The 25,210-nt window shown below is 52.2% G+C and carries 21 protein-coding genes and 1 tRNA gene; 13 read left to right on the top strand and 9 right to left on the bottom strand.

Annotated features, from left to right (window positions below; translation table 11 throughout):
* Positions 1-311: 311 nt before the first annotated feature.
* Positions 312-2,288, bottom strand: coding sequence for a DUF2075 domain-containing protein (locus NG653_RS04780; RefSeq protein WP_252740539.1), 1,977 nt, complete (start codon positions 2,286-2,288; stop codon positions 312-314).
* Positions 2,289-2,489: 201 nt separating this feature from the next.
* Here NG653_RS04780 and NG653_RS04785 point away from each other — a divergent pair, with 201 nt between their 5' ends.
* Together NG653_RS04785 and NG653_RS04790 are read left to right on the top strand one after the other, a co-directional pair.
* On the top strand, positions 2,490-3,548 hold the full coding sequence (locus NG653_RS04785; RefSeq protein WP_252740540.1) for an HNH endonuclease domain-containing protein: 1,059 nt from the start codon (positions 2,490-2,492) through the stop codon (positions 3,546-3,548).
* 301 nt (positions 3,549-3,849) lie between these two features.
* On the top strand, positions 3,850-4,320 hold the full coding sequence (locus NG653_RS04790; protein WP_252740541.1) for a hypothetical protein: 471 nt from the start codon (positions 3,850-3,852) through the stop codon (positions 4,318-4,320).
* A gap of 101 nt (positions 4,321-4,421) precedes the next feature.
* Here the strand turns inward: NG653_RS04790 and NG653_RS04795 are convergent, their stop codons facing one another.
* On the bottom strand, positions 4,422-5,729 hold the full coding sequence (locus NG653_RS04795; protein ID WP_370281069.1) for a type II toxin-antitoxin system HipA family toxin: 1,308 nt from the start codon (positions 5,727-5,729) through the stop codon (positions 4,422-4,424).
* Positions 5,730-5,732: 3 nt separating this feature from the next.
* Positions 5,733-6,089: a helix-turn-helix domain-containing protein gene (locus NG653_RS04800; RefSeq protein WP_252740543.1), complete on the bottom strand. Its 357-nt coding sequence runs from the start codon at positions 6,087-6,089 to the stop codon at positions 5,733-5,735.
* A 289-nt stretch (positions 6,090-6,378) separates the two neighbouring features.
* On the opposite strand from NG653_RS04800, the gene NG653_RS04805 reads away from it, so the two are divergent.
* The 5 genes from NG653_RS04805 to NG653_RS04825 all read left to right on the top strand — a co-directional run bounded on the left by NG653_RS04805 (position 6,379) and on the right by NG653_RS04825 (position 9,949).
* Positions 6,379-7,488, top strand: a complete 1,110-nt coding sequence (locus NG653_RS04805) for a serine hydrolase domain-containing protein (protein WP_252740544.1) — start codon at positions 6,379-6,381, stop codon at positions 7,486-7,488.
* Between the two features lie 146 nt (positions 7,489-7,634).
* Positions 7,635-8,168, top strand: a complete 534-nt coding sequence (locus NG653_RS04810) for a hypothetical protein (protein WP_252740545.1) — start codon at positions 7,635-7,637, stop codon at positions 8,166-8,168.
* A 189-nt stretch (positions 8,169-8,357) separates the two neighbouring features.
* Entirely contained in the window at positions 8,358-8,819 is a 462-nt protein-coding gene (locus NG653_RS04815; protein WP_252740546.1) for a mobile mystery protein A, read from the top strand.
* Entirely contained in the window at positions 8,810-9,406 is a 597-nt protein-coding gene (locus NG653_RS04820; protein ID WP_252740547.1) for a mobile mystery protein B, read from the top strand. The genes NG653_RS04815 and NG653_RS04820 overlap by 10 nt, the downstream gene beginning before the upstream one ends.
* A 135-nt stretch (positions 9,407-9,541) precedes the next feature.
* On the top strand, positions 9,542-9,949 hold the full coding sequence (locus NG653_RS04825; RefSeq protein ID WP_252740548.1) for a nuclear transport factor 2 family protein: 408 nt from the start codon (positions 9,542-9,544) through the stop codon (positions 9,947-9,949).
* A 527-nt stretch (positions 9,950-10,476) separates the two neighbouring features.
* On the opposite strand, the gene NG653_RS04830 is transcribed toward NG653_RS04825, so the two are convergent.
* Together NG653_RS04830 and mce are read right to left on the bottom strand one after the other, a co-directional pair.
* Positions 10,477-10,550, bottom strand: a tRNA-Ile gene (locus NG653_RS04830).
* A gap of 150 nt (positions 10,551-10,700) precedes the next feature.
* Positions 10,701-11,108 carry a methylmalonyl-CoA epimerase gene (mce, locus tag NG653_RS04835; protein WP_252740549.1) on the bottom strand — a complete coding sequence of 136 codons (408 nt, stop codon included), beginning with the start codon at positions 11,106-11,108 and terminating at the stop codon, positions 10,701-10,703.
* Positions 11,109-11,159: 51 nt separating this feature from the next.
* Between mce and rbfA the strand changes: the two genes are divergently transcribed.
* Positions 11,160-11,552, top strand: coding sequence for a 30S ribosome-binding factor RbfA (gene rbfA / locus NG653_RS04840; protein ID WP_252740550.1), 393 nt, complete (start codon positions 11,160-11,162; stop codon positions 11,550-11,552).
* 2 nt (positions 11,553-11,554) lie between these two features.
* The gene (locus NG653_RS04845) at positions 11,555-12,766 is read left to right on the top strand and encodes an ABC transporter permease (protein WP_252740551.1); all 1,212 of its coding nucleotides are present in this window, start codon (positions 11,555-11,557) and stop codon (positions 12,764-12,766) included.
* A 3-nt stretch (positions 12,767-12,769) separates the two neighbouring features.
* On the opposite strand, the gene dusB is transcribed toward NG653_RS04845, so the two are convergent.
* The 3 genes from dusB to NG653_RS04860 all read right to left on the bottom strand — a co-directional run bounded on the left by dusB (position 12,770) and on the right by NG653_RS04860 (position 17,565).
* Positions 12,770-13,762: a tRNA dihydrouridine synthase DusB gene (dusB, locus tag NG653_RS04850; RefSeq protein ID WP_252740552.1), complete on the bottom strand. Its 993-nt coding sequence runs from the start codon at positions 13,760-13,762 to the stop codon at positions 12,770-12,772.
* 53 nt (positions 13,763-13,815) lie between these two features.
* Entirely contained in the window at positions 13,816-16,227 is a 2,412-nt protein-coding gene (locus NG653_RS04855; protein WP_252740553.1) for an outer membrane beta-barrel protein, read from the bottom strand.
* 108 nt (positions 16,228-16,335) lie between these two features.
* Positions 16,336-17,565 carry a M28 family peptidase gene (locus tag NG653_RS04860; RefSeq protein ID WP_252740554.1) on the bottom strand — a complete coding sequence of 410 codons (1,230 nt, stop codon included), beginning with the start codon at positions 17,563-17,565 and terminating at the stop codon, positions 16,336-16,338.
* A gap of 35 nt (positions 17,566-17,600) precedes the next feature.
* Here NG653_RS04860 and NG653_RS04865 point away from each other — a divergent pair, with 35 nt between their 5' ends.
* Together NG653_RS04865 and lepA are read left to right on the top strand one after the other, a co-directional pair.
* A complete protein-coding gene (locus NG653_RS04865) occupies positions 17,601-18,710 on the top strand; it encodes a TolB family protein (RefSeq protein ID WP_252740555.1) in 1,110 nt (369 codons plus the stop codon).
* A 37-nt stretch (positions 18,711-18,747) separates the two neighbouring features.
* Positions 18,748-20,544, top strand: coding sequence for a translation elongation factor 4 (gene lepA / locus NG653_RS04870; protein WP_252740556.1), 1,797 nt, complete (start codon positions 18,748-18,750; stop codon positions 20,542-20,544).
* Between the two features lie 9 nt (positions 20,545-20,553).
* Here the strand turns inward: lepA and NG653_RS04875 are convergent, their stop codons facing one another.
* Entirely contained in the window at positions 20,554-22,413 is a 1,860-nt protein-coding gene (locus tag NG653_RS04875; protein WP_252740779.1) for a cation:proton antiporter, read from the bottom strand.
* Positions 22,414-22,585: 172 nt separating this feature from the next.
* Between NG653_RS04875 and NG653_RS04880 the strand changes: the two genes are divergently transcribed.
* Both NG653_RS04880 and NG653_RS04885 read left to right on the top strand, forming a co-directional pair.
* Positions 22,586-23,443 (top strand): MBL fold metallo-hydrolase, encoded by an 858-nt coding sequence (locus NG653_RS04880; RefSeq protein WP_252740557.1) that lies wholly within the window; start codon positions 22,586-22,588, stop codon positions 23,441-23,443.
* A gap of 106 nt (positions 23,444-23,549) precedes the next feature.
* A complete protein-coding gene (locus tag NG653_RS04885) occupies positions 23,550-25,196 on the top strand; it encodes a S8 family peptidase (RefSeq protein WP_252740558.1) in 1,647 nt (548 codons plus the stop codon).
* Positions 25,197-25,210: the final 14 nt, after the last annotated feature.

Raw genomic sequence — 25,210 nt, forward strand, 5'->3', positions numbered from 1 at the left:
AGACTGCCAATGATTCTTAAGTACGAGCGCAAGTAGGTTAATACCAATCGATACCAAGAAATTATGACATACCTCTTGTTTAATACGGCGACAAGTGACTTTTAGTGTATTTGAACAGGTATAATTCTGGATGGAAATTTCTAGATGGGGGTAATAATTTTTTTTCGTAATTACATAAGGCAACCTATTGTGAGACGAGCTTTTAGTATTCAACTTGCATAATTCTTTTCTATGACTTTAAATCCTATTATTTATACTAATAGTTATTTGAAGTAATGAGCTCGGCCAGTAGTAGTAAAAATGCCTCCAAACTAGATCACGGGAATCCCCAGTTCTTTAAGGTAATTAAACGTCGGATCATAAATTTCAGGTTTTCGAGTATGGTCATTTGAATTACCCTCTGGAACAACGATTACCATTCCTTGTCTTGCTCTTGTCAAAAGGACCCTGTACGCATTTATCAAATATTTTTTACGTTCTTCTTTGTGTATGTGTTGCCATTTACTGCCGACGAATGAGAATGTTTTCCATCCTTCCTTTGAATATCTCAAGTCCCCGTCCCATGTTAAACAGGCCCAATCTAATTCGAGGCCTTGTACATGAAATTCTGTAGCCACATCTTCTAGGTAATAAGAGGACCTAACATCATCTTTATCATTAAGAAACCAATGAACTGGATTCATGGGTGACTTAACATCTATCGCGAAGGGTTTTAAGCGTTGTGCTTGAGAAGAAACAACGAGCCCGTATCTTTCACTCCCTCTCGCTTTTTCCCTTAACCATGCCTTTGCGGCTCGTAAATCTCTTGTAAGAACAATAGGATAATTCTCCTTGAATTTTAAATGAGTTCTAATGGCCTCCTCCCTATTCAGATCCAATAGATTCTTGATGAAATTAGAAAGATTCTCTGCCCTAAAAGAGCGCATAGAAACCGCTAGGTGCAAATCAGCATCTAATGTTACTTCTGTCACCTTTTGCAGTTCAGAAATGGCCTCTGAAGCGGCATATTCAGACTCTGTAAGATTTGGTGATATATAGACTTCCCAATTATAAAAGCGGTTTTTGATAGCACTAAGCCACTCAGAAATCCCCGCCTCCCCTGTGTTTATTTCTTGTCCGCCACCCACCAAGCAAACAATTACCGCCCAATCTTGATGACGATCCAAACAAGAAATTAGAAATTCAGGTTCAGAATAGTCAAAGTCGTGCTGCCCTTTTTTTTGCTTCATGAACTTTACGGTTTGCTCCTTGTGCCAGGCCCTTTGTGCTTCATCGAAAATTGCCACATGATCATAGGGCGGCTTTGGATCAACCAGGTATGCGTCACGATAATGGTGAATGTTTTGAATAAAGGCTTTTACGCTGGTCTTGGCCTTTCCTTTTGAAAGCTTTATTCCTTTTGCCCGCTCATTAATAACCTTATCTCGGGCTAGAGCTTCCTGAAGTATTGCCACTAATGGCCCGTTTCCCGACAAGTAAACACTTGCGTTTCCATTTTCTTCGTCGAGATGAGAGGTGGCCACCTTGAGACCAACTAGGGTCTTTCCTGCCCCCGGAACCCCGGTAACAAAGCAAATTGTCTTTCTTTTCTCTGTCCTTGCCTCCTTTATTAGTTGTGATATTACGGACGTAGTTTTTGTTAAGTTTTTGGCTTCAGCATCACTCCTGGTTATTTCATCAACTGTATGATTATGATAGAGCGAAAGTGCCGCTTCAACGATCGTAGGAGTTGGATAATAGCGGCCTTTGGAAAAAGCAACGGGGTCTAAGTATTGTGTGTTTCCATAGAAATCTAGCGCACTTCGAATCGCAAGCCGCAAGTAAGATTTATTGACTTTTATAGGGCGTAATAAATTATCATCATGTGTGGTGGTCGCGATTTCTATAAATGACGCTTTGGCCTCTGTTGCCACCAGGATGGGAGCCAATAATGCTCGGTGACTTGGCTCATGGAAATTTTTCAAATCCAATGCATAGTCCCAAACCTGATCTATATTAATCCGGTGGTATTTGGTCTCTCCAACCTTGAATTCAATCACAAAGACCACTCCTTCTATAATTGTAAGCGCATCAACTCTTTTACCCATTCGAGGAATAGAAAATTCAAAGAAGATTGTTCCTTCATAATCCTTTAATGCCTCTTGTAACAAGGGGATTTGAGTTTCCCAAGATTTATTCTGATTTAAGGTGGAATCAAATTGATTAGCGAGCGTAATCTCTCCTATAATTTCTTCCGTGCTTTTCGATAAAAAGGAAGTAATGGAATCTTTATAGTAGAAGTTCAACATTGTTTAGAAATGAAATCTAGTTGATTATTTAAATCGGACCCTATGGATCTGTAGCTTTTCCCTTTATATAGGCCTCGTTAAAACAGGACAGCTTAACTTTCGAATTTATTAATTTTAAATTTTACCTGTCCGTTGAATATAGGTGCCCCAAAAATTAGTACAGAGAATTCGATCTATATTCCCGCCAAATGATTTTATCCCTTGAATTCTGAACATTTAAATCGTGTCTTCCAGAATACCACCAATAGCTATAAATACTACTGGTGGCTGTCTATTTTGGAAATCTTCTCACAGCAGGAACAAAAAGAAATCAGTTTTGATGAAATAGTATTTAAAACCATCAGCAAGCTGTGGTACCCTGTGAATTATTTCAAACTTTCATTCGGAACAGCCGATCAATGCGCAACGTATATAAAAGAAATAAAACAGCACTACCTCCTTGAAGACGATTTAAACGAGCATGATTTGTATGAATTCCTTACTGAAAACAAAGACTCTGATTTGCTTTCAAAAATTACTGCAGAACTTACCAGATATGTTCCTTACAGGTTTATTAGACCGTGGTTTAGCCAGGAAACAAGAGGGGTAAAGGATAGCCGGGTAAATTCAAAAATACTGGAGGTCCAAGATGAAACGGCGCCTTATCAAATTGATGCGGGCTCAAAAAAAATAATTATTAATGAATCATGGGTTAAATGGCTTAAAAGGTATCGTACCCTGGCAAAGGCACATACTTTATTCAGCTTAGTGAGGTATCTTGAAAAAAGGAATCCCAATGTTTCAAGCCTTTCAAAGAAGCTTGAAAAACCAGAAACAAGAAATCTCACCTCAGCCACCAAATATTGGAGGAGTTTTGTCTCAACTAATCCAAACGAAGTTGATGTTTTTGGCAAAAAGCCTTTGGGGGCTTTGGATAATTTTAGCCTGGATCATTACATGCCCTGGAGCTTCTTCACGCATGACCTGATTTGGAATTTACACCCTGTAGAAAAACAGATAAATAGCTCAAAAAACAACTTAATCCCAGATAGGAGTTATTTAAAACCGTTTGCTGGTCTACAGTACAGTTTTTGTAATTTCTTATTGAAAAAGGAGGAAAACAAGGCCCTTGAGAGTTATTATTCCTTTTTTAAGTGCTCGAAAGATGGTTTAAATCAGCTGTCTAAATATGAGTTTCTCAGGAAGATGGAGCGTTTCTATTTACCCCAATACGAAATTGCCGAAAACATGGGTTTTGATAGTAATTGGCGTTTGTCATAAATTCCTAATCCGCGCTATTTCATAGCTTTTCATATTTAATCCCTAAGCGGGAGGTCTTCCTGAAAAAGGGAAAGTCATTTTAAATTTCTGATCTCCTCTGATTCCCAAGCCCGACCCTCCAAGGCCTGCCCATAGATTTATGAGAGGTCACTCCTGATTTCACCTACCACTCTGGCATAAGATTTGGTGCCTATTTTAAAAGACAATTCCTCCTATATATCCTTGCGCTCCAACAATGAAGCCCTGATGGTCGTTTGTAGTTTGTAGCGCAAATTTCCGGTAAAACGAAACAGCGCAACCCGTGAAACGCCTTACCTACATCTTACCCGCAGCACTCCTGGTCTTTGGGTGCCAGCGTACCCCTGAGTCTTCTGTTCCTCCGCTCAGCGAAGAAAGCAGGCCTGATACCCGTTCCTGTTGGTCAAAAGTGGACCGGGAATTGGTGTTAAAGGCCATCCTTGGGACTGAAGATTTTCAGCTGTACCTGCATCCGGAAGTGGACGGCAGGTTGCCTGTTTTATTATCCGAAAATACCTTTGTTACCCCTGATCTTACCCTTTTTTCAAATGGACAAAAGGTGGTGGTTACCGAATATGACCCGAACCCTGAAAGCACCACCCATAAAATCACCATCACCCATATGGATTGTGAAAAAGAAGTCCTGAATTACTCGGTTTATTACCCTGTTGAGGGCGCGTTTATGGAAGGCGCGGCAAAAAAAATACAGGGGCGTTGGGTGGCCACGGTGTCACATGTCGGCGAAAAAAATTGATGATTAATCCAAATAACACTCATAGGGATTACTACAGCTATGGGCAGTTTTCAATCCCCCCATCCAGTAATGGTTTAGCCTTGCCTGGTACCTGGGTTCAATCACTCCTTCAAATTTAAAAGGGTCTTACCAATGCTATCCCGCAGCGCCGGGTGCACCTGCACGGCATCGGCAAACTGTTTCCATTGATTTACGGTGTGGTTGATCTCCTCTACAATTTCCGGGGCCTTCTTGCAGCGGATGGAGGCCCCAATCACCAGCAGATCGGCTTTGGTGATGTGGTTTCGCTTTCCGTTGATGCTCAGGGCGTGCTGGCTTACCCACTGGCTCCCCGGGCGGTAGGCATGGCACAGGTCATAGGCGGGGGCAAGCTCCCAGCGGCCACCCTGTTTCAGAAGAAAGGCAAAGTTCTTGGTATGGTCGTCGCAATTGCGGGCGATGACGTTGAAGACCATCCTGCGGAACATTTGCTCGGCATCGGCATAGGTGAGTTTAAGCTCCCGCATGCATTGGAAGAGCTGCTCGTAACTGAAACTGCTGACCAGGTTGTAATCGAAGTGCTTTAAGGCGCAAAAGGTCTGCACGTGGTGCTTTACATCCCCGTCTTCCCGGTCGAAGCGCCGGGTCATAAAGTGGGCCCGGCCATGCTCTTCCAGCAGGCGCGAGGGCATCATCTCAATGCCACAGGCCTTGGCCATGTGGTAATAGGCCATTTCTACCCTGCCGTAGCCATGGCTGCTCCCCAATTGCACATCGCTCACGCCATCGAGCTTGATCAGCCAGTGTTCAAAGCCCCTGGGCGCTTTGGTCTGCCCCGAGCGTACTTCCCCGGTTTTTTCATTCCAGGCAATGACCGCTTTCGGACGGGCGCCCCCCGCTGAGGTCCCGATTTTCAGGATTTCCTGTACGGCCTGTTCCTCGTCCTTTTGGAGGTTGGCGGTGAAGGCTTCGCGCCGGTCCAGCATTCTTCGGGCGATATCCACCAGGCTATCGACCTCAATGGAAAACGTCCGTTTGTGCTCCTTCAGGGTAGCGGGCTCAAATTCAAGCGCGCCCATGCCGCGTTTGCCTATAAAACAGAGCATTTCCACCGGGTTCATGCTGTCTTGTGGCCGCCCTTGCCCGGCCAGCCAAAGGTTGATCAGCTGGTTGCCGTATTTGTCGGGCAGGGAATCGGCCAGCAGTCCAGGCAGGCCCCTGAAGGTGTCCAGGGCGGGATCCCTGTTCGTGCGCAGCTCCGGAAAGGAAAACTGGTTGCGGTTATTGGAAAGGGGCATTTTAAGGGGCGCCAGGTCCCAGCCGCTTGCCTTAAAGCCCGGATCATACTCAAAAGTCGCCAGCCCGGTGGTATCATCCCAGGCTACGGCCCCTGCCAAACGGCCCCATATATGTACTTCCGCTACCTGCACGCCTTACCAGTCTGTTTCATGGTTGTTTTCCCCGGGTTTCTTCGAGGCAGGGCGCACCCGCTGCCGCTTTTCCCGTTGCAACCTGGCAAGGGCCAGCGGACTGAGTTTTTCCTGCACTTCAAAGGCATGCAGCACCTGTAACTGGTCCAACACCCGTAAAACCTGCAAGAGGGTGGCTATGGTAACCGTTTCGCCCCGTTCCAGCAGGCTGAGGGTAGAACGGCTGATGCCGGCTGCCCCGGCGAGCTCCTCCTGGGTCTTTTGCTGCTCCATGCGGTGGTGCCGGACAAAGGCGCCGATTCTTTGGGCTATTGCCTTATCGCTCATAGAGGTCCATTCTGTGAATGGTTTATCATTCATTAAGCGTGCTTGTTTTAGATAATGTATGAAATATGATTCAAAATTAGCGCATTCTATTCAAAGTAACAAATGTTTGAATGACTTATCGTTCGCCAGGGCGGATTAACACCTTTAGTGAATGAATTAGGATTCATTGGCTGCAAGAAATCGAGCTATCCTAAATGATTATCCCCCGGGGCGATTATTCGGGGACACTCGCAATAACGTTAATGTTAACCGGCTTTCATGTTCCGGATAAACGTTACCTTGGAATACCTTTAACAAGTTGGCATTCATTATGAAGAAAAAAATGAAAAAATATTTAACTGCATTAATTGGACTTATCCTTTCAAGTTGTTCAAATGGACAAACAACCGTTGCTGAAAACGGGATTAAAAACCCAAATAATCGAATAACTAAAGAACAGTCTGAACTTCTATTTGAAAACACCAAATTATTTCCAAACAACACTCAATTATCACTTGCTTTAATTAAAAATGGAAAAGTTGACTTTATTGGAATTGAAAGAATAAATGACACAATTAAATTAATTGAAAATTATAAGGATGTTTTTGAAATAGGTTCTATAACTAAAGTATTTACAGCAACCTTATTGTCAAATTTTGTAAACGACCAAGAACTAAAATTAGATGACAATATCCAAGATTACCTTGATTTCAAAGTTAATTCCGATAATGTAATCACTTTCAAGGAACTTGCAAATCATACTTCTGGACTTCCAAGATTGCCTTCAAACCTAAATCTTTTGTTTGTTGACCAAGACAATCCTTATAAAGATTACGACAAAGAAAAGCTTATAGATTATCTAACAAAAGAAGTCAAACTAAATCAAGAACCTGGAATTAGGTATGAGTACTCTAACCTTGGCGCTGGAGTTTTGGGATTTGAATTAGCAACTATTGCAAAATCAACTTATGAATTACTATTACAAGAGAAAATATTTACAAAATATAAAATGGTAAACTCTACGAGTAAAAGAGAAAATGTAAAAACTGAACTTGTGAAAGGATTAAACCCAAATGGGAAACCCACTTCGAATTGGGATTTTGATGTTTTAGCTGGTGGTGGAGCAATTTTTTCTACTGTAGAAGATTTATCCAAGTTTGCTTTAGCTCAATTTGATATTGCGAATAAGGAATTAGCATTGACCCAAAAGCCTACATTTAAAGTAAACGACAATATGAGTATAGGACTTGGATGGCATATTTTAAAAAGAAAAAATGGTGGCGAATTGATTTGGCATAATGGTGGAACTGGAGGCTATACTTCGTCAATGGCCTTAGATTTAGAAAACAAAAATGGAATAGTAATACTATCCAATGTTTCTGCATTTAACGAAAAAACGGGCAATATTGACCAATTATGTTTCGGACTGATAAAAACATTGGATGAAGACTAACGAAATGCCAACAATGGCTATACGTAATGCTGTCGGAAGTGCTGAAATGAAAGTAATTACATTAAATAAACTAACTGCTAAGCGGAAAGTAAAGTACCTCGAAATCCGGCACTAAGCATAGCCGAGACCGTTGTGGCCAATTAAAAATGAAAGTCATTTTAAATACCAGAACAAAAATTTTAATCACAACAATCGTAGCTGTTTTTGTATTGGGCATTCTCATTTTGGAACATTTTCGCGGCGGTGTTATCTCGCATCACCTGTTAGCCAAAGAAGACATGCCTAAAATATCTAATTGGTGGGGGATTCTGATCGTTCCCTTAGTCTCCTGGGCATTGCTCACCCTTATTCAAAAGAGGCATAAGAGGTCCGCTAACCATCAAAAAATGGTTTCCAAACAGGAGATTTATGGTTTTATCGGTGCGTTTATCTTCGGGATTATTATTACGGTTCTATTTTATAATGCCCCTGAATTGCCTGGATATCTTTTGTTAATGACATTTGTAGTAGCCCTTTTTCTTCCCATAGATAGACCTGAGTATTATTTAGGTTTTATTTTAAGCATGACCTATGGTTTTGGAGGGATTCTACCCGTTTTGTTTGGCCTGGGATTAATGGCGGTCTACACGATAGAATATCGTTACATCCGTAAAGGATTGCTGGAAGGTCTGCGCAGTTGAGGCGCCGGGCCATAGCCAGGGCCGTTGGCGTTTATTTTATTCGAACCAGAACAGCACTAAAAAGTATACTTTTAGGTATACTTTTATTTTTTAAACATACTTATATGTATTCTTTATGTTGTTTGTTTATACTTATTTGTATACTTTTGATTTAATATTAATACATATACGTATTCATTACTAACAGAAATGAGAAACAAAAGACAACTTCTAATTGAACAATTAGACCAGAAATTGATGAAATTTCAAGAATCAGCATTGGTTTTGGTACCAACGAAGGGATGGATAAACACCATTAGGACCACATTAAATATGACTCGGGACCAATTGGGCACCAAACTTGGAATGTCTAAAGGAGCAATACAAAAGATTGAAGAAAGAGAAGCTAAAGGCCAAATAACAATTAATAAATTAAAAGATGTGGGCCAGGCCTTAAATATGAAATTTGTATATGGATTTGTTCCAAATGATGGATCTATTGAAAATTTAATTCGCCTGGAATCGGAAAAATTAGCCCGGAAAATAGTGTTAAGGACCAATCAAAATATGAAGCTGGAGGACCAGGGAATTGGGGATGAAAAGTTAAATGACACTATTAACGACCTCGCAAATGAAATTAAAAGAGAAGTACGAAAATCTTTATGGGATTAGAATTAAAATATGAAGAAGGACAAACCCCTTTAGATGAAAATGAAAAGGAAGGTCTGAAAATTAAGTCGATTACAACTCAGGGAGAACTGGATGAATTCGAACAGTTAAACATTGAAAAAGCTGTGGAATGGACTATTCGAACCAATTTAAAAGCTGAGAAAATATTGACTGAAAAGTTTGTAAAAGACCTCCACAAACGAATGTATGGTGAAGTATGGAAATGGGCAGGTGAATTCAGAAGGTCAGAAAAAAACATTGGAATACCCTGGACACGAATTGGCATGGAATTGAGAAACTTGCTGGCCGACACCAAATATTGGATTGAAAATAATACGTATTCGCCAGAGGAAATTGCTATAAGATTCAAACATAGACTAGTATCTATTCATTGTTTTCCAAATGGCAACGGAAGGCACTCAAGACTGATGGCTGACATTATCATAGAATCAATATTCGGGAAAGAAATATTTTCCTGGCATCAATCAAATATGGCCAAAGCAGACGAAACAAGAAAAGAGTATATTAAATCGCTAAGGGAAGCTGATAATGGAAATATTAAACCGTTAATAGAATTCGCAAAAAACTAAAGCCAGCAACGGATAAACCCTTAAAACGGTTCATATACCAGGCCGTTGCGCTTCATTATGAGAAACTCAATTAAGAAATAATACCCGGGAGAGCCGAAAACCGACCACAATAGGTATTAAATAACAACCGAAACCATGAAAACCGAACAAACCATTCAAATCATTGACGCTTTGTACAACGCTTTTTCCACGGGCGATATACCAACTGTTCTGGGATTAATGCATCCCAAAATCGAATGGAACGAAGCCGAAAGCAATTCGCTTGCAGATGGTAACCCCTACATAGGTCCGGATGCAATTTTAGAAGGTGTTTTTGCGCGTCTTGGTGCTAACCACGAATACTTTGGTTTACAGGACATTAAACTTCACGGGATGAGCAACAACAAGGTCCTGGCTACGCTGCGATATGATGCTAAAGTCAACGCTACCGGCAAAGCCTATAATGCCCAGACCGCACATCTGTGGACGCTAAATGACGAAGGCAAAATTACTGCCTTCCAGCAATATGTGGATACCAGGAAATTGGCAGATTCAGGGGCGTAGTTTTGTTTGTGTTGACTTTCCAGCGCATAAAAAACGAAAGTGAACATGTATAGGTCCCCCTATTTCTTGGATAGAAAACCTCGCACCTAGAATCCACCTGGGTTGGTACGCCCTGCGGCGTACCGACCAGAGAAGCCCCGCTCCTGCAAACAGGTCCCGAACCGAAGGGAGGGATAGAAAATCTTGCACTTAGAATCCACCTGGGTTGCTTTCTCCTACGTCGAAAGCGACCAGTTCGTCCCGCTACTGCAAACACGTCCCGAACCGTAGGGAGGGATAGAAAACCTTGCACCTAGAATCCACCTGGGTTTGCAGGAATTCCACTTCAATGAAGTTTTATCCTTCTTTCCTGCCTGGGTTCATTCACTGCGTGAATGGACCAGTTCGTCCCGCTACTGCAAATAGAAAACCACGCTTCGCTACCGCGAAGCGTTTTTTTTCATTCCCGTCCGAAACCTCAAGCAAGCTTGGGTTTCTTCCTGGAATGAAAAAACCCACGCCTTCCGGCGTGGGTTTTCTGCTTGATGTGGTCCCACCTGGGCTCGAACCAGGGACCCTCTGATTATGAGTCAGATGCTCTAACCGACTGAGCTATAGGACCTTTAGGTTGTCAAGACCTTATGAACTTATGTTTTTCGGACCTTACCCCTAAGCGAGCTTTGCGCTACTTTGGGGCTTGCCCTGTAGTGAGCTCCGCTCTACTACAGGGCAATATTACCACTATTTTCCCGGGGTCGCAACAGGGGTGTGCTTACTCCGGTGGGGCGTCCTGGCAGAGTTCGATCAGCACCCCGTTGGTGGTTTTGGGGTGCACGAAGGCGACCAGCTTGTTGTCGGCCCCTTTCTTCGGGGTTTCGTTCAGGACGGTGAACCCCTCGGCTTTCAGGCGGGCGATTTCTGCGTGGATGTCGGCCACGTCGAAGGCGATGTGGTGGATGCCCTCCCCTTTGCGCTCCAGGTATTTGGCGATCGGGCTCCCGGGGGTGGTGGCTTCCAGCAGCTCAATCTTGTTCGGGCCCGCCTGGAAGAAGGACGTTTTTACGCCTTCAGAGGCCACTTCCTCCATCTTGTAGGGGGGTTGCCCGAAGAGTTTTCCGAAAAGGGCATTGGAGGCCTCCAGGTCGTTTACGGCAATGCCGATATGTTCGATTTTTCGCATTCTGCCCCGGTTTCCCACGAAATTACGCACTTTTGTCTGTATTTTTGCGGTATGGAGACCCAACGACAGAAAAAAATTGCAGGCCTGGTACAACAGGACCTGGCCGAAATCCTGCAGCGGGCCGCCGTGGACGGCGGGCTGAAAGGGGTAATCATTTCCGTCTCCAAGGTTACCGTTACCTCCGACCTCTCCGTGGCCCGGGTGTACGTGAGCATCTTCCCCCCCAAAGAAGGGCCTGCCCTGCTGAAGGGGATCCAGGCCGATAAGGTGAAAATACGCCACGAACTGGCCCAGCGCACCCGCCACCAGCTGCGGCGCGTGCCCGAGCTGATGTTCTTCCTCGACGACTCCCTCGACTATATCGAAAACATCGAAAAGTCGCTCAACGAAGGGGAGAACCCCATCGAAAACCCCGACTTGCTGGAACGCCGCAAAAAGTCCTGAGGGTGAAGGTGCCGCTGTACATCGCCGGCAGGTATTTGCGCTCGCGCAGCAGCCAGAACGCCGTAAACATCATCAACGCCGTCACCTTCGCCGTAATCGTGATCGGCTCCGCAGCCCTGTTTATAGTCCTCTCAGGCTTTTCGGGCCTGAAGTCCTTCAGCCTGTCGTTCAGCAACACCTTCGACCCCGACCTGAAGGCCGCCCCCCTTACCGGCAAGACCTTTACCCTCGACCCCTCCGTTTCCCGCGCCCTGATGGACCTGCCCGAGGTGGCCTCCTTTTCGGCCGAACTGGAAGAGCGCGTATACCTGACCCATAAGCAAAAAAGCCGCATCGCCTGGATCAAGGGGGTCGACAGCGCCTATTCCCGGGTCACGGGCATAGACAGCACCCTCTTCCTGGGCCAGTGGGACCTGGTCGGCCAACAGACCGTGACCGGCATCGACATCGCCAACCTGCTGGGCCTGAGCATACAGGACTACCGCAGCCCCCTGGTGGTGCTGGCCCCGAAGCCGGGCAAGGGCAGCCTGGGGGCCGGCGGGCTGGGCGAGAAACCCTATAACCAGCTTTCCCTGGTGCTCAGCGGGGTCTACCAGCTCGAGGAAAACCTCGACAAAAAATATGTCTTCGCCGAATTGCCCCTTGTGCAGGCCCTCCTGGAGCGGGGCTACGACCAGGTGTCGGGCCTGAACATCCGCCTGCAGCCCGGGGCCGATGAGGAGGGGGCGCGCAAGGCCGTACAGGCCGTGCTGGGCCCCGGGGTGGGCCTGAAAAACCGCAAAGAGCTGAACCAGACCCTCTACCGCATGCTCAACACCGAGAACCTGGCCACCTACCTCATTTTTACCCTGGTGCTTATCATCGCCCTGTTTAACGTGGTGGGGGCCATCATCATGATGATCCTCGACAAGCAGCAGAATTCCCGCACCCTGTATTCCCTGGGGCTCACCCTGAAAGACCTGCGTCGCGTTTACTTCATCCAGGGCGTGATGGTCACCAGCGCCGGCGGGCTGATCGGCCTGCTGATCGGGTCGGCCCTGATTGCCTCCCAGCTGTTTTTCGGCTGGTTGAAAATCACCCCTTCCCTCGCCTACCCGGTGGAATACCGCCTGGCCAACGTGGGCATCGTACTGGCAACCATTTTGGTGCTGGGCGTCATTGCCGCGAAAATCGCGAGCACGCGCATTACCTATAAGCTTTTGAAGGGGGCCTGACCGTCAGGCAAATACGTGGTCCGAAAAGGCTTCCAGGGCCTCCTCGAAGGCGGTGAACACCTCGGCGGCATCGTCGCTGGTCACCATCCGCGCACGGAAGGGCTTGAAGTTCGGGATGCCCTTGAAGTAGTTGCTGTAGTGCCTCCGGGTCTCCAGGACCCCGAGGGTTTCCCCTTTCCAGGCGATGGCCATCTGCAGGTGCCTGCGGGCGGCATCCACCCGGTCGGCCATGGAGGGCGGCGGCAGGTGCTCCCCGGTTTTGAAGTAGTGTTTCACCTCCCGGAAAAACCAGGGGTACCCGATGGAGGCCCGGCCGATCATGGCCCCGTCGAGGCCGTACCGGTCGCGCATGCGCATGGCCGCCTCCGGGGTATCCACGTCGCCGTTGCCGAACACGGGGATGTGCATGCGGGGGTTGTTCTTCACCTCTGCAATGGGCCCCCAGTCGGCCTCCCCCTTGTACATCTGCACCCGGGTGCGGCCGTGGATGGAAATGGCCTGTATGCCTACATCCTGGAGCCGTTCCGCCACCTCCACGATGCGGATCGATTCGCTGTCCCACCCCAGTCGGGTTTTCACCGTTACAGGCAGGTGGGTGCGTCTGACCATGGCTTCGGTAAGCTTTACCATCAGGGGGATGTCGCGCAAGATGCCCGCCCCGGCGTTCTTGCATACCACCTTCTTGACCGGGCACCCGAAATTGATGTCGATAATGTCGGGGCCCGTGGCGGTGACGATGTCGATGGCCTGCAGCATGGAATCCATCTCGGCCCCGAAAATCTGGATGCCGATGGGGCGTTCCTTCTCGTAGATGTCGAGTTTGATGGTGCTTTTGGCCGCATCGCGGATCAGCCCCTCAGAGGAGATGAACTCCGTGTACATCAGGTCGGCGCCCTGCTCCTTGCAAAGGGTGCGGAAGGGCGGGTCGCTCACATCCTCCATGGGGGCGAGCAACAGCGGGAACTCCGGCAGGGTTACAGGGCCAATTTGCGGCATGGGCACGGTTTTGGAAGGGCAAATTTACGAATTACCAGGGAATTGTGCCGAACCTACTCGTTCTCAATTCGTTGTAATTCCTGTTTCTCCAGGTCCGAAGACCGGTTCTGCAGGCGGAAATTCCCCAGGTTCCAGGTAACCCCCAGGCGCACAAAACGGGTCTCGGGTCGGGCGAAGAAGAAGTTGTCCTGGTTGTCAAACCGGGTGGTGTAGGTGGCGTTGGCCCGGCCCAGAAGGTCTTCCGCCGTGAGGGACACCACGGCCCGGCCGTCCCACAGGGTCTTGCGAAGGCCCAGGTTCCAGGTGAGGGTTTCCGACATCCGGTACGACCCGTCCAGAAAGCCGCTTAAATACAACAGGGAGGTTTCCGCCGTCAGGCTGCCGTCTCTGGAAAGCGTAAAGGAATTGCTCACATACCCGTAATACCCGGTCACCTTGTTGGTAAAGGTCTCCACGTTGCTCTGCACGGCCAAAAAAGTTTCGTCTTCGTAGAACACCGAGTGGTAGGTGTACAGGTACCAGAAGGGGAACAGGGAGGCCGACACGGTGAAGTCGATGCCGTAAGAGGTGCTCTCCAGCACGTTCTGGTTGATTTGCACCAGGGTCTGGTTGTCGTTGTCCTGGAAGCTGAGGGTGCTGATGTACCGGCCGTTGTCGCGGTAATACAGGTCGATGAAAAAGGTGTTGTCGAGGGTGAGGTTGAGGTTGAAATTATGGCTGAAATTCGGCACCAGGTTGGGGTTTCCCTCGTCGAAGTCATTTTCGTTCAAAAAGAACCGGAACGGGTTCAGGTCGGCGTAGTTCGGGCGGGTCAGCTGGCGGCTGTAGGTAAAGGAGGTGCTGTGGTCCTCCCCCAGTTTCCGCTCCACAAACAGGGAGGGGAACCACTCCAGGTAGCTTTGCCGGTTGATCTCCTGCAGGGTCACCGACCGGGCTTCCACCCCGGTCTGTTCGGCCCGCAGGCCCGCCTTCAGCGACCAGCCCCCCCATTGCTGGCTCAGGCTGGCATAGGCCGCATACACGTCCTCGTCGTACTGGAAACGGTCCGAAAGGGCAATATCGAACGGGGGCTGGGTGTTGTTCACATCCAGGTAATCGATGCGGCTGTCGGTGCGGATAAACGAGGCCCGCGCCCCGGTTTCCAGGGTACCCGCCCCCAGGGGGGTGGTGTAATCGGCCTGCCCGGTAAAGATGTCGATGCTTTGGAAGGCGTCGGTGGAAAAGGAAAAGTTCCGCAGGAAGGCACCGCCCGGGTCAAAATAGTTCGTGCTGCCATCCTGGAACCGCCTCAGTTCATTGAAGGTGTAATGCCCGTTGGCCTTCAGGCTTGCCCCTTCCTTCCCCAGGCTGCGCTCGTAATTCAGGTCGAAGGAGAGGTTTACCTGGTCGTCTTCCACCACCGAGCGGGTGCGCAGGGTGGAGTCAACGGCCCCCTGGGCGTTGCGCATCACCGTCCCCAGGTCGTATGCGCCTGTTTTCCCCGGGGAATACGCCAGGTTGGTGGTCAGGTTCAGCCGGTCTTTTTCCGTGGGGGAGTAATCGAGGATCAGGTTGGCCTGCTGGGCCTGGGAACGGGTGATTTTTTCAATGTCCGTGTCCCAGGTCGCAAACACCGAACCCTGGTCGTCAATCCAGTTCACCCCGCTTTCGGTATCTTTGAATTCCTTCCTGGGGTTGATGGTATAGTTGGCAAAAAGCCCGAATTTGTCGGTTTTGAAGTAATGGCTGGTCCCCAGGCTGTACTTGGGGAAGACGGCCTGCTCCCACTGGGCCCTCACGCTTCCCTTATACCCCGGCACGATGTTCTGGCGGGTGCGGATGTTCAGGATCGGGCCGTCCGCTGCCCCGTAACTGGCCGGCGGGATGGGGATGACCTCCACGGAGGAAACCAGGTCGCCCGAAAGGCCCTTGAGCAGTTCGGTCACCTCTTCCGGCGCCAGCTGTACCTTGCGGTCGTTCAGGTAAACGGTGGCCTGTTGCCCGCGGATCTCCAGGTTGTCCTGTACGGTGATCACCCCGGGGGCATTGCGCAGGATGTCCCAGGTATTGCCCTCGCTGGCCAGGGTGTTCTCCACCTTAAAAATGATGCGGTCCGACTTGCGTTCCACGGTAGGTTTCTGCCCAGTAACCACCACCTCGTCGAGGGCGTTGCTTTCGGCCTCCAGCACCAGGGCGCCGATGCGCACATCCTGCCGGACTTCCAGGGGCACCAGTATGGAGCGGTAGCCAAAATAGCTGGCCTGCAGGTAATACAGGTCTGCCGATACCCCGGACAGGGCAAAGCGGCCCTCTTCATCGGAGGAAATCCCCTTGACCTGGGCGCTGTCGGCCACCCTCAGCAGCAAAACGTTGGCATAGGGCAGGGGCTGGTTGTCCGTATCCTTCACGGCACCGGAAATCTCGTAGGTTTGGCCGGCTAGGCCCAAGGGGAACAACCCCAGCAAAAGCAGGTACTTGAATTTCACGATTTGGTTGGCCTGGCCTAAAGCTATAAAATTTTTCTTACAGCCCATTGCAGGAACCCGTATCCTCGTCCATCGGCATGCCAGGCTGACCATTCCGGTGCCGGCCGCCTAAAAACGGATGCCGGTGGAAATCGTGTCGCCCTCCCGCGCCACCACCACCGTGGTGCTGTCGCCCGCCTTGAAGGCGGAAAGGGCGCGCATGTAGCTCATCATGTCCACAATGGTGCTGTCGCCCAGCTGTACCACGACGTCGCCCTTCTGCAAACCGGCCGCAGCCGCGGGCCGTCCTTCGGTCACCCCGTCGATGCGCATCCCCTTGCCCGAAAACAGATAATCGGGCATCACCCCCATGGCCACGGTAAAGCGGGGCGTTTCCTCGCTTTCGTTTTTGGTCTTGCGAAAGGCCACTTCCTTCTGGTCCTCCATGGCCCTGACCAGCTCGAAGAGGTAGGTGGCAATCTGCTCCATCCCTTCGTAATTCAGGCGTTCGGCATCGTCGGAGGGCTTGTGGTAGTCTTCGTGCTGGCCGGTAAAGAAGTGCAGCACGGGGATGTCCTGCAAATAGAAGGAGGTATGGTCCGAAGGCCCGACCCCCGATTCGCGAAGCACCAGGTTAAACCCGGGGTTCAGGGAATTGAGCAGCTGGGGCCAAATCGGGGTCGTACCCGTACCGCTGATGGACAGGGTTTTCTCCCCGTTGAGGCGGCCCACCATATCGAGGTTGATCATATAGGGCACGGCCTCCAGGTCGAGGGTCGGGTTCTTGGCGAAATAATTTGACCCGAGCAGGCCCATTTCCTCCCCGGAAAAGAGCATTATGAGGTAATTGTCGCGGGCCTCGGGCCACTCCTGTATCCTTTTGGCCAGTTGCAGCAGTACGGCCACCCCGCTGGCATTGTCGTCGGCCCCATTGTGGATGGCAGGGTCCCCGGCGTGCAGGGAGCCGTCCCCGCCCAGGCCCAGGTGGTCGTAGTGCGCCCCGAGGATGACGGTGCGGGAGCCGCCGTTGTCGATATACCCCAGCAGGTTCTTGCCGGTGAGGCTGCTGTCTGAGGCCGACCCGAATTCCACCTGGGAATGCGGGTCTTTGCGGGGGCGGAAACTGAATACCTGCAGGTAATCGCCGTCGGCGTCAAAGGGTTTGAGTTTCAGGTCCTGCATCCGTCCCTCCAGGTAGGCCGCGGCCAGGTCGGCCCCTTCCGTCCCGGTTTCCCGCCCCATGAGGGAGTCGCTGGCCAGGATCCGGACATCGTCCTGCATGGTCACTTCGGGGATGGGTTTCTCCCCGCAGGAGAGTGCCCAGAAAAGAATTCCTGCGAAAAATAGTTTGTACTTCATAACTGGCTTCTATTTTTGTCAAAAGTACATAACCTATGAGAATCCTTCCCGTTCTTTTTGCCCTCTTGCTGGCCGGCGCCTGCAAAAACGACCCCAAAACCGCCCAGCCCGGGGCGAGCGAAGCCCCTAACCCCATGGCCAATGCCTCCGATACCCTCATCTACCCCGGGGAAAAACACTTCAAATCGCTGCGGCAGGTCACCTTCGGGGGCAACAATGCCGAGGCCTACTGGAGCTTCGACGACCGGCAAATCATCTTCCAGGCCGATACCGGCGCCTGGGGCGTGGAATGCGACCAGATGTTCGTGATGGGGGCCGATGACACCTTCATCGACCACCAGCCCCCCATGGTGAGCACCGGCCTGGGCCGCACCACCTGCGGGTATTTCCTGCCCGACAACCAGCACATCCTGTATGCCTCAACCCACCTGGCAGACCCGAAGTGCCCTGAGGTCCCCCTGCGCCAGAACGGCAAGTATGTGTGGCCGGTATACGACACCTTCGACATTTTCGTGGCCGACCTGGAAGGGAACATCACCGCCCGGCTCACCGATGAGCCCGGGTACGACGCCGAAGCCACCGTCTCCCCCAAAGGCGACAAAATCGTGTTTACCTCCGACCGCAGCGGCGACCTGGAGCTCTACACCATGAACCTCGACGGGAGCGGGGTCACCCAGATCACCGACGAGTTGGGGTACGACGGGGGCGCCTTCTTTTCGCCCGATGGCAGCCAGATCATCTTCCGGGCTTCCCGCCCGAAAACCGAAGCGGAAATTGCGGAATACCGCGACCTGCTCGCCCAGGGCCTGGTGCAGCCCACCAACATGGAGCTCTTTATCTGCAATGCCGACGGCAGCGACCTGCGGCAGCTGACCTACCTGGGGAATGCCAACTGGAGCCCCTTTTTCCACCCCGACGGCGACAAGATCCTGTTTTCCAGCAATTTCGAATCCGACGGCGGCTTTCCTTTCAACCTTTACATGATCCGCACCGACGGCACCGGGCTGGAGCGCGTTACCCACGGGAAGACCTTTGATGCCTTCCCGGTATTTTCCAACGACGGCAAGTACCTGATCTTTTCCAGCAACCGCAACAACGGGGGCACCCGCGACACGAATTTGTTTATCGCCGAGTGGCAGGACTGAGCCGGAATTACGCTATCTTTGCCTCCTGCTTACGGCTATGAAAAACATCCGAAATTTCTGCATCATCGCCCATATCGACCACGGGAAAAGCACCCTGGCCGATAGGTTGCTCGACGCCACAGGCTCGGTCACCGAACGGGAGAAGCAGGACCAGCTGCTCGATAACATGGACCTGGAGCGCGAGCGGGGCATCACCATCAAGAGCCACGCCATCCAGATGGAGTACCCCTACCAGGGGGAAACCTATATCCTGAACCTGATCGACACACCCGGGCACGTCGATTTTTCCTATGAGGTGTCGCGCTCCATCGCGGCCTGCGAAGGGGCCCTGCTGGTGGTGGACGCCGCCCAGAGCATCCAGGCGCAGACCATTTCCAACCTCTACCTGGCCCTGGAAAACGACCTGGAGATCATCCCGGTGCTCAACAAGGTCGACCTGCCCAGCGCCAACCCCGAGGAAGTCACCGACGACATCGTGGACCTGCTGGGCTGCCGCCCCGAGGAAGTCATCCCCGCCAGCGCCAAGACAGGCCTGGGCATCGAAGACATCCTGAAGGCGGTCATCGAGCGCATCCCGGCCCCCAAGGGCGACCCTGAAGCCCCCCTGCAGGCCCTCGTCTTCGACTCCGTCTACAACCCGTTCCGGGGGGTGGAAACCTATTTCCGGGTGATGAACGGGGTGATCCGCAAAGGGCAGCGGGTAAAATTCATGGCCACCGGCAAGGTGTACGACGCCGACGAAATCGGCACCCTGAAACTCCACCAGGTCCCCAAAACCAGCATCGCCGCCGGCGATGTGGGCTACCTGATCACCGGGGTCAAGGACGCCCGGGAAATCAAGGTGGGCGACACCATTACCTCCGCCGAGAAACCCACCACCGAGGCCATCTCCGGGTTTGAAGACGTGAAGCCTATGGTGTTCGCGGGCATCTACCCGGTAGACACCGAAGACTATGAGGAACTGCGCAACTCCATGGAAAAATTGCGCCTGAATGATGCCTCCCTGGTGTTTACCCCGGAGAGCAGCGCCGCCCTGGGCTTTGGCTTCCGCTGCGGCTTCCTGGGCATGCTGCACATGGAAATCGTGCAGGAACGCCTGGAACGGGAGTTCGACATGACCGTGATCACCACGGTGCCCAACGTGAGCTACCACGCCTACACCAAAAAGGATCCCGAGGCACACATTATCGTCAACAACCCCTCCGACCTGCCCGACCCCACGACGCTCGACCGGGTGGAGGAGCCCTACATCAAGGCCACCGTCATCACCAAGTCCGATTTTATCGGCAACGTCATGTCGTTGTGCATCGACAAGCGGGGGCAGATCACCAACCAGACCTACCTGACCCAGGACCGGGTGGAGCTGAATTTCGACATGCCCCTGGCGGAAATTGTCTTCGATTTCTACGACCGGCTGAAAACCGTCTCCAAGGGGTATGCGTCTTTTGATTATTCCCCCATCGGCATGCGCCCCTCCAAACTGGTGCGGGTAGACATCCTGCTCAACGCCCAGATGGTGGACGCCCTCTCGGCCCTGGTACACGCCGATAACGCCTACCATATCGGGAAAAAGATGTGCGAAAAGCTCAAGGAACTCATCCCGAGGCAGCAGTTTGATATCCCCATCCAGGCGGCCATCGGGGCCAAGATCATCTCCCGGGAAACCATCAAGGCCCTGCGCAAGGACGTGACTGCGAAATGCTACGGGGGCGACATCAGCCGGAAACGGAAACTGCTCGAGAAGCAGAAAAAAGGGAAGAAACGCATGCGGCAGGTGGGCAACGTGGAAATCCCGCAGCAGGCATTTATGGCCGTCCTGAAGCTGAACGATTAGCCCCTGCGCCTATTCGGCCAGGGAAACGATTTCCTCTTCCTCCTGGTCTTCATCCAGGACCTTGCCCATATACACCAGCTTATACCCCTCGTCGATCTCGCCCGGGCTTTTCAGGAAGGCGGGGATGATGTGGAGTTGCCCGTCCGGGGCCTTCAGGAACAGGGGGATGATGTCGTCGTCCCGGCGGGCCCGCTCCGAAAGCGCTTCAAAATGCGCCTGGTCCCTGAGGCCTATTTCGTGGATGGCCGGGAATTTGCGCACCGCGTCGAGGAACTTTACAAAATCGTCGGTATGGGAAAACAGCCCCTGCAGGTTGACGTTCTCCGGGTCGTTGAGCTCGTCGGGTTCCACGATGCGGAACGACCCGTTTTCCCCAAACACCTCTTTGAATTTGTTGATGGCGTAGTTGTTGATGTCGGCATTGCCCGTCATGGCGATCAGGTACCCCACATCGTTCAGCTCGATGTTGTCGGTGAGGTTATCGGAGTAGATGTTGGCCGTAAAAGCTTCCAACCCCAGTTTTTTCGCTTTGTCGATGTTGGCCTGGTTGTTGTCGACCAGCACCACGTGCCGGTTGTTGCGCTGCAGGTAGCTGGCGATGAGGCGGGAGGCCTTGGAAGCCCCCACAATGAGGATGCCTTCCGATTTTTCCAGGAATACCCCCACCAGGCGGGCGAACTGCCGGGCGGTGGTGGCGTTTAGCAGCACGGTGCCGAGCACCACGGTGAAGACCAGGGGGGTGATATATTCCGCCCCGGGTTCGCCCCGGGCCAGGAGCTTGGAGCCGAAAAGGGAGGCGATCCCCGCGGCCACGATCCCCCGCGGGCCCACCCAGCCGATGAAAACCTTTTCTTTGGTCTTCAGGCCCGAGCCCTGGGCGCTGAGGAAGACCCCCAGGGGCCGGATCACAAAGACGATAATGGCAAACAACAGGGCCGTTTCCCAGGAATAGATCAGCTGCAGGTCCGCCAGGTTTATGTTGGCCGCCAGCAGGATAAAGAGGATGGAGATCAGCAACACGCTGAGCGATTCCTTGAAGTAGAGCAGCTCCTTGATGTTGGGCAGGTCCATGTTCCCCATCACCAGGCCCATCACCACCACGGCCAGCAGGCCAGATTCATGGGCAAAGACGTCCGATTCCACAAACACCAGCAGCACCACGGAGAGGGACACCACGTTGAGCAGGTAGTGGGGGATGAAGTTTTTCTTGATGGCAAAGGCCAGCCCGTGGGCGAAGGTGAAGCCGAAGGTGAAGCCAAAGAGCAAAATCTTGCCGAAATCGACCAGGGCCCGGGTGGTGTATTCCTGCCCCTCCCCCACGCTGATGAATTCAAAGACCAGGACCGCCACCAGGGCCCCGATGGGGTCGATCAGGATCCCCTCCCATTTGAGCACGGCCGAAACGTCCTTTTTCAGGGGGATGTTCCTGAGGATGGGGGTGATCACCGTCGGCCCGGTCACGATAATCAGGGCGCTGAACAAAAAGGACATCTTCCAGGTGAGGCCAAAGACATAATGTGCGGCCACCCCGGCCCCGAAAAACGTGACTGCGGCCCCAAGGGTAATGAGTTTGGTGATTACGGGCCCCACGTTGGAGACCTCGGAGCGCTTCAGGGTAAGCCCCCCTTCGAAAAGGATAATAGCAATGGCCAGGGAGATGAAGGCGTACAGGCCCTCCCCGGGGAACAGGCCGTTCGTCCCGTTCCACACCGGCTCGATCACTTTGGAGCCGTCTTCGGTGTACAGGGTGGAAATGGGCCCCACCAACAGCCCTATCAGGATCAGGGGCAGGATGGCCGGCAGCTTGAACCTCCACGCGACCCACTGCGCCACAATCCCCAAAATTACAATGCCTGCCAGTTCGATCATTCCCGTGTCTCCCGTTTGGTGGAAACCCAAAAATAGGGATTTGCGGCTATCCGGCAGCCTGCCAAGCCGAAGTTTTCTGCTTCCGGGGGCGCGGGGGGGTCCCCGGGCCTGTCGCCGTGAAGGGTTTTCGTTCCGGAAAGCAATTCGTACTTTCGGGGCAGGAAACGATGGTATGGAACTGTATCCGATAGAAACGGGGAATTTTAAATTAGACGGGGGGGCCATGTTTGGCGTGGTGCCCAAAACCCTCTGGTCCCGCACCAACCCGGCCGATGATAACAACATGATCGATATTGCCGCCCGCTGCCTGCTGGTCGAATCGGGCGACCGCCTGATCCTCATCGATACGGGCCTGGGCAACAAGCAATCCGACAAGTTTTTCGGGTACTATTACCGCTGGGGGCCCCACTCCCTCGACGCCTCCCTGGCCAAGGCAGGCTTCCACCGCGACGACGTCACCGACGTGTTCCTGACCCACCTGCATTTCGACCACTGCGGGGGCAGCATACAGTGGAACCGCGACCGCACCGGCTACGAACCCGCCTTTAAAAACGCGTTGTTCTGGACCAACGAAGACCACTGGGCCTGGGCCACCCGGCCCAATGCCCGGGAAAAGGCCTCCTTTTTGAAGGAAAACATCCTCCCCATGCAGGAAAGCGGCCAACTCCGGTTCGTGCCCCGGCAGGGGGAAACCTTCCAGCCGTATACCCCCCTGGGCTTCGGCATCCTGTATGTGGACGGCCACACCGACAAGCAGATGATCCCGCACATTTCCTACAAGGGGCGCACAGTGGTGTTTATGGCCGACCTGCTGCCCACGGTGGGGCATATCCCCCTGCCCTATGTGATGGGGTACGACACCCGCCCCCTGCTGACCCTGGAAGAAAAGGCCAAATTCCTCGACGACGCCGTGGCAGGCGAATATGTCCTGATGCTGCAGCACGACGCCCACAACGAATGCTGTACCCTGGCCGACACGGAAAAAGGCGCCCGCCTGAAGGAAGCATTCCGTTTCCGGGAGCTGTTCTGAGGGGCTGTCTCCAGTTCCCCCGGGGAAGGAAAAGCCAACTTTAGGTGACTTTTAAGACGTATTTCCGCGAAGCGTGTTATTTTTACCGGAAATCTATTTCTGATCCATGAAAAAACCTGCCTTCCTGTCGCTAAGGCCCCTGGCCTTTATCCTTTTGTCTGCCCTGTTGCTTTCCGCCTGCGGGTCCACCTCCCTGGTGAGCACGCCCCTGGAGAACATCGATTCCGTGCCGCTGAAAATCAGCGACCTCGATGACGCCCAGAAAAAGCGTTGGGGACACGCCGACCTGCTCCGCGATACCATCCCTGGCATGAGCGTCGACCGCGCCTACGCCGAATTGCTGCCCAACCTCAAGCCCAGGGAAAAAGTGGTGGTCGCGGTCCTGGATTCCGGGATCGACCTCACCCACGAAGACCTCGACGGGGTGCTGTGGGTAAACGCCAAAGAAGTGCCTGGCAATGGCAAGGACGATGATGGCAACGGGTATACCGATGACGTCCACGGGTATAACTTTTTGGGTGAAAGCCTCTATGAGCAGCTTGAATTTGCCCGCATCCTGCGCCTGGGCCGGGGCGATGCCGCATTGCAGGCCAAAGCCAAAGCCGAGCTTGAAAAGGAACTGCCGGAAGCCGGCGCGAACAAACAGCGGTACGAGCAAATCCTGCAAGTGGTACAGGGGGCCGATGCGGCCGTAAAGGAACACCTGGGCAAGGATTCCTACACCAAGGAAGAGGTGATGGCTATTGAGACCTCCGACGCCACCCTGCAACAGCAGCTGGGGGTGTTGCAGCAGATGTACAACTTCGAAGACAGCATCGGGGGGGTTATGGAACAACTCGAAGGCGGGGTGGACTATTTCACCAAGCAGCTCAACTACCACCTCAACGTGGACTTCAATGGACGCGAAGCGGTGGGCGACGACCCCTATGACCTCAACGACCGGGGCTATGGCAACGGAAACCCGATGAACCGGGCCGAGGATGAGTCGCACGGCACCCACGTGGCCGGGATCATCGCCGCAGAGCGGGGCAATGGCCTTGGCGTGGACGGGGTGGCCGATTATGTACAACTGATGAGTGTGCGCATGGTGCCCGATGGCGATGAATACGACAAGGATGTGGCCCTGGGGATCCGGTACGCGGTAGACAACGGGGCGCGGGTCATCAACGCCAGTTTTGGGAAGTCCTTTTCGCCCAATTCGGAATGGGTCTTCGAAGCCCTTAAGTATGCGGCCTCCAAAAATGTCCTCTTTGTGCATGCCGCCGGGAATGACGGGCTGGACCTGGACGACCCGGAAAATGCCAATTTCCCCAACGACCAGGTGGCCACAGGCCCTGAAATCGCCGATAATGTGATCACCGTAGGTTCGCTCGACCAGACCTACGGGTCCGAAATGGTTTCTTCCTTCTCGAATTACGGGGCCTCTAACGTGGATGTTTTTGCACCGGGCGGAGGGATTTATTCCACCATGCCGGGCGGTGAATACGAATTCCAGGGCGGTACCTCCATGGCGGCGCCTGCGGTCAGCGGCATCGCAGCCCTGATCCTCTCCCGGTTCCCGCAACTGACGGCCGCGCAGGTGAAGAAGATCATCATGCAGTCGGGCCTGCCGGTGAAGTCCCCCGTTATCGTGGCGGGCGATGAAGACAACTCCAAGCCCTTCAGCAGTATTTCCCGCTCGGGCAAAATCGCCAACGCCTATAACGCCCTGATTTTGGCCGACAAGGTGGCCAATGGCAAAGTCGCACTGTAACCCTTTGATGACCT

The sequence above is a fragment of the Robiginitalea marina genome, from assembly GCF_024006985.1.
GTDB lineage: Bacteria > Bacteroidota > Bacteroidia > Flavobacteriales > Flavobacteriaceae > Robiginitalea > Robiginitalea marina.